The sequence below is a fragment of the Acinetobacter tjernbergiae DSM 14971 = CIP 107465 genome (assembly GCF_000374425.1).
Taxonomy (GTDB): Bacteria; Pseudomonadota; Gammaproteobacteria; order Pseudomonadales; family Moraxellaceae; genus Acinetobacter; species Acinetobacter tjernbergiae.
Window position 1 is genome coordinate 1 of sequence record NZ_KB894389.1, and the last position, 4,906, is coordinate 4,906.

General features: G+C 34.6%; 5 protein-coding genes. 3 read left to right on the forward strand and 2 right to left on the reverse strand.

Annotation, left to right across the window (positions count from 1 at the left end):
- Positions 1-517 precede the first annotated feature (517 nt).
- A complete protein-coding gene (mobQ, locus tag C502_RS0117660; RefSeq protein ID WP_018680086.1) occupies positions 518-2,170 on the reverse strand; it encodes a MobQ family relaxase in 1,653 nt (550 codons plus the stop codon).
- Between the two features lie 211 nt (positions 2,171-2,381).
- On the opposite strand from mobQ, the gene C502_RS0117665 reads away from it, so the two are divergent.
- On the forward strand, positions 2,382-2,684 hold the full coding sequence (locus tag C502_RS0117665; protein ID WP_018680087.1) for a hypothetical protein: 303 nt from the start codon (positions 2,382-2,384) through the stop codon (positions 2,682-2,684).
- An 84-nt stretch (positions 2,685-2,768) separates the two neighbouring features.
- Here the strand turns inward: C502_RS0117665 and C502_RS0117670 are convergent, their stop codons facing one another.
- Positions 2,769-3,758, reverse strand: a complete 990-nt coding sequence (locus tag C502_RS0117670; protein ID WP_018680088.1) for an Abi family protein — start codon at positions 3,756-3,758, stop codon at positions 2,769-2,771.
- Between the two features lie 208 nt (positions 3,759-3,966).
- Here C502_RS0117670 and C502_RS0117675 point away from each other — a divergent pair, with 208 nt between their 5' ends.
- Positions 3,967-4,212 carry a hypothetical protein gene (locus C502_RS0117675; protein ID WP_018680089.1) on the forward strand — a complete coding sequence of 82 codons (246 nt, stop codon included), beginning with the start codon at positions 3,967-3,969 and terminating at the stop codon, positions 4,210-4,212.
- Positions 4,213-4,298: 86 nt separating this feature from the next.
- Complete coding sequence (locus tag C502_RS0117680) at positions 4,299-4,796, forward strand: YfbU family protein (RefSeq protein WP_018680090.1); 498 nt, start codon at positions 4,299-4,301, stop codon at positions 4,794-4,796.
- The last annotated feature ends 110 nt before the right edge of the window (positions 4,797-4,906 follow it).

The following is a 4,906-nucleotide window of genomic DNA, read 5'->3' on the forward strand; positions in this document are numbered from 1 at the left end:
TATTTGTACCCTTTATCATGCTATTTGTACCCTTTTAACGCTTGAAACTATTGCTGCATAAGGTTTTCAGAGGGTCTAAAAGCTTTTAAAAGCTTTTTAAAAGAATAAAAGGGAATTTATTTCCAAAGTGAGTTATTAAAACTGCCCTTGGTACTCGCTAAAGCTCGTACTCTATTGAAGCTCGTTTCACTCGCTTCGTGGGGGCAGTTTTTTGCATATATGATCAAGGATTCAAAAAGCAAAACATGAATAATGCATTCGCTATGCTCATGCTTTTTGACGAGCAAAAGCATCAATACTTCGCTCGTAGACACTCGCTAATCACTGTCCCCAGTAATTCAATAAAAAACGGTTTTTCAGAGGGGGAATAAGCAACCTTTCGTTGTGTCGCTCGTAGACACTCGCTAAAAGGCTCTCATTTGCGTTCTAAGCGATTTTATTTTTATCAACTATAGTTTTACTGTATTTCTATCAAAAGTCGCTAAAACCCCCGTTTTTTTGCGCTTAAATGGGATTGCTAAGGCGTGTAGTCATGGTTATTGTCATTTTCTGGCTTTTTAGGCTCATTTCTCTGCTGTTTTTCTTGTTCTTGGCGTCTTAAAAATGCCAAATGTTCTTGTTGCTCTCGTTCTTGTGCATAGCGTTGTTCTTGTTGCTCTCGTTCTTTACGTAACTGCTGTTCTCTAGATTCACGATCTTTTCGGTCGTTTTCGAGCTGTATTGCTATTTTTTGGGAAAACTCTTGCTGCGCTTCGGTCTCAATTTTTTTTGTAAAAGCCGCATGCAATTCTTGGATTTTTAGATCTTCCATTTCTTCTGCATATAGTCGCTTTTGTTTTTCACCATTTTGAGGACTAAAGTATTTATTTCCATAGTTATCTTCTTCAAATATATAACTATTTATGATCTCCAGTCTTTGATCGCGTACATACTCTTGATACTCAGTTTCTCTGCGTGATATTTCAGAAATTTGATGATCTATATTTGAAATTTGATCATTAAGTTTTCGTTGTTTAACAGTGATGTTCGGTTCGTCAAGTTTTGCAAAAGACTTTTTAGGCTGGAGCAGCTGATTTTCTTCTGTCCATTTATTTAAATGATCAGAATATCTCTCTTTTTTTTCTATTTCACTAAGACCAGAAATATGCTTTTGGATGTCTAGTTGGGTGTTGTGTTGGTCGATCAGGTCATTTATTTGATTGATCCATTTTGTTTTAAAAAATAAAGGCTCTTTTTTGCGTAGTTCTGATATTGCAGAACTCATCGTGTCTAATTTTGTTGTTAATTTTGATAATTCTTCATTTTGGAATTCATAAAGTTTCTGAGAAGTTTTTTCTGAATACTCAGCTTGAGAGTATTGAAACTGAAGCTCACTTCGTACTTTTTGAACAAGATCCTCAGATACTTTGATGTTTTCATCCAGTGCGATGACCTTTTTGATTTTTAAATTACGTAGCTTAATTTCATCATTTTTCAGACTAATTTCTGTAAATATCCCTCGTCTCCGGAGGTATGTCGCTTGAGGACCTTCGTGCTGAGTTGCTTCTAGGTCACTTTCCTGGTCTTCATAACTTCTGTGATCGACACGTTCATCAAATCCATTTTGTTCCAGGTGATGATTGCATAACTCTGCAAATGATTCTCTCCAGTGGCTTACAGTTTCTGTGCCATTGTCACGACTGAAGTCCCTATATTTTTTTGCTGAAAAGCCACCCTGCTCATTAATACTTCGGGTTGTGAACATGATGTGTGCATGGTAGTTGCGTTCATCACTTCCACTGTCTGTATGAGGTGCATGAATAGCAGCATCAACGATGACACCGTATTTTTTAACGAGGTTTCGGCAAAGTTCATTGAGCATATTTTCACGCTGTTCAGCGTTTAACTCACTGGGAAATGCAATCTCAAACTCTCTTGCAAGTAATGCATCTTTTCTACGTTCAACCTTTTCGACTTCATTCCAAAGTGTTTGGCGCTTGAGTAACTCAGTATTTGTATTTTCAGGTGCATAGATTTTTGTAAATTCGACACCAGTTTTTCTTGTGTAGTCTTGTTCTTTTCCATAAAAATCGCATACCAATTTTTCACTTGAACGATATGCAGCACAAGCAACGGCCGATCGTCCATTACCTCTACTAATCGTTTTAACTGAAAAATGATATATCGCCATTTTGCTTTTGCTCTTTATTTCGATTTATCGAAATTACCAACATGTATATGTTGGTCAGGGGATTACAAAGGGGATTTACCCCTTGTCGCACCATTGGATGAAATCCAATGGCTAAGTGCGCCCTTCGGGAAAACCACGATAGCATGGGCTGTCTTGAATTTCAATTCAAACAGACCTATGCTTGAGGGGGATTCCTTGAGATGGTGATGGTATGAGTGTTGAAACTTTAGAGCAAAAAATTGCAAAGCAAGAAGAACGATTAAGACAACTAAAAGCACAAAAACAAGCTATTGCTGCTCGTGAAAAAAAGAAAGTTTCTGATCAGCAACGTAAAGATGATACGAGACGTAAAATTCTACTGGGAGCTTGGGCTTTAAATAAATTAAAAAATGATGAATCGTTTAAACAGCAATTAGCCGATTTTGAGCAATTTTTAAATACGGAAAATAAGACCGAAGAAAATAAGCAGAAAGATAAAGATCTTTTTAATGGATTTATTTGGGATAAGACCTAAATTTCGCATAAGAGATTTTATGTTAAATAATCTCAAAAAATGTAAAGCATATTAATAAAAAAACTGATATTTATCGGGGTTTGGTTATTTCCAAATTGGATGCTTATGCCAGTCCAAGGGGAGTGTTGTAAACTTTGTGATATCTCCTAACGGAAAGTTTTTTTCTAAAAGACAATATATTGAATCTTTCCAATCTTTAGCGTGACCTGTAGGCTCTAGTAATCTAGCAATGACAATAATTAGGGCATACAGCCCACCATTTGTATGGTCAGATATTTGTAGTTCTGTAGCAGCATCAGCAGTAAGTACATCCTTAACTTTTCTATTCCAAAGCCTGCCATGATGAGCACAAACATTACGATATTTATTAATTAAGAATAAATGACTGTTTAAGTTTTCCTTATCTATATGAATGTATGGAGATGGTGAACTTGATGATGTCGTACCAATATTGAAACTATCACTTATTAAATGCTTATGTGATGATTTAAGGTGTTTGTAAATTTTTCTTAAAGTGCCGAAACTCACAATTTCAGTTAGCACCCAAAATGGTAGTTTTGGGTGGTCATCATAAGTATCATTATAAGTATTCTTAAAGTGACTAATAAAGTCTTCGCCTTTAGCACGGGATATTTCAGTGTTGATACCTTTCATCAACCCCTGATAGTCGATACCTTTCAAATTTCTACGTGATCGCATGTAGAACAGTGATTGATCATACATAGCGAATGCATCATTGTTGATACCCGGTATATGGTAGGCGACCTGAGTTCTTAGAAATGTTTCTATATCAGTAATTGCTTCAAAAATTAGTTTACGTAATTGATAGTCGAACTCATAAATTTGTATAACTTCTTCAAAAGTATGACCTGATTCGAATTTACCTAACTTTTTAGTACTATCATTTGGATCTCGTTGTCTGAATAAATGCCAATAAGCACTAAGTCGATAATAGTTGTAACTGATTAAACATTTTTTAGCGTAATTTTCATTATGAATGATCAGTCCATTGACTTTAAGTTTTTCAATTTGTTGATCTAATGTTAGATAGCTTTTGTTGTATGGGATCAACAAGGAACTTTTCTCCAGACGAAAAAAAACCGCTTAGTAGGCAATATATCGATAACTCGATATATATATGTCAAGAATGTTGACAGAGGCGAAGCGGTATCTAATTAATATACTAGATAGCATATACTAAATAGTAAAGCATTTTTTCATATATATTTAATATTTAAAAGATTATTTTTAAAAGTAAGTATCTAATAAGGGGTAAAGTGCCATGAAACATCCAGAAATTAAACCATATGATTGGATAAGGGTAGGTAATCGTAACTGCGTTGTTATGAATATTTATCCTAGTAACTCTCCTTTTGGAGTATGTAAAGTTGTATTCAATCCACAAAAACCTACTACTCATGACGTTGATTGGAATGGTCAACAATGGTTTTTCCCTGAACGTCCTGATTTTGGAGGATATGGTAGAGATGGATGTCCATTTGTTCGAAAGCTAAAACAAGGAATATAAATTAAGTGAAATTAATAGGGATAATACCTTGAAAAATAAAATAATAAATAGATATATAGAGTTCCAATACTTTATAAGATGAACAAATGAAAATTGAATTAACAGATAAAGAGCGTTTATTTCTAGCTAATCAGCATGAAATTTTAGGTCATTTAAATACGGATAATTCGGATTATCACTTTAAGTTAGCTGAACAGCTACGAGATGGTCATGAGTGGCTATACTCTCAAAGTTTTGATTACTTCTCTGAAAACTTACCATCGGAAGATGCTGACCTTGTTTTAGATATCCTACAGGTCTATGAACTAATTGGTGATACTTACAGTCGATTATCTGATAAAAGTGGTATTTCAGATACTCAAGTAAAGTTCCCTGGTTTTGATGGGAATAATGAGCCTGAGTTTATGAGTTTTGTTGATGCTCTGGAAAAAGATAATCGCTATGTTGATGTGATCCAAGCAGGCAACAGAAACTCTCATTCAGCTAAAGTTCATGTATATGAACGAATGATTGCTAAATGGCAAGAGCTTGGTAAGCCTTATACTTTAACTAAGGAACAGCTAATCGATATTTTAGAGGCATAATTAAGAGTTCTTAAAATTAATAGAATACACGTTATGTGAAGTTGAAAATTGAGACTATAGCCTTAATTTTTATGTGTTTTTTAAAATTTAAGACCTAGGCTAATGCCTAG

What these genes read in the sequence shown, in the direction of transcription:
- mobQ (WP_018680086.1), bottom strand. Translation starts at nt 2,170, where the DNA reads ATGGCGATATATCATTTTTCAGTTAAAACGATTAGTAGAGGTAATGGA.
- C502_RS0117675 (WP_018680089.1), top strand. Translation starts at nt 3,967, where the DNA reads ATGAAACATCCAGAAATTAAACCATATGATTGGATAAGGGTAGGTAAT.
- C502_RS0117665 (WP_018680087.1), top strand. Translation starts at nt 2,382, where the DNA reads ATGAGTGTTGAAACTTTAGAGCAAAAAATTGCAAAGCAAGAAGAACGA.
- C502_RS0117680 (WP_018680090.1), top strand. Translation starts at nt 4,299, where the DNA reads ATGAAAATTGAATTAACAGATAAAGAGCGTTTATTTCTAGCTAATCAG.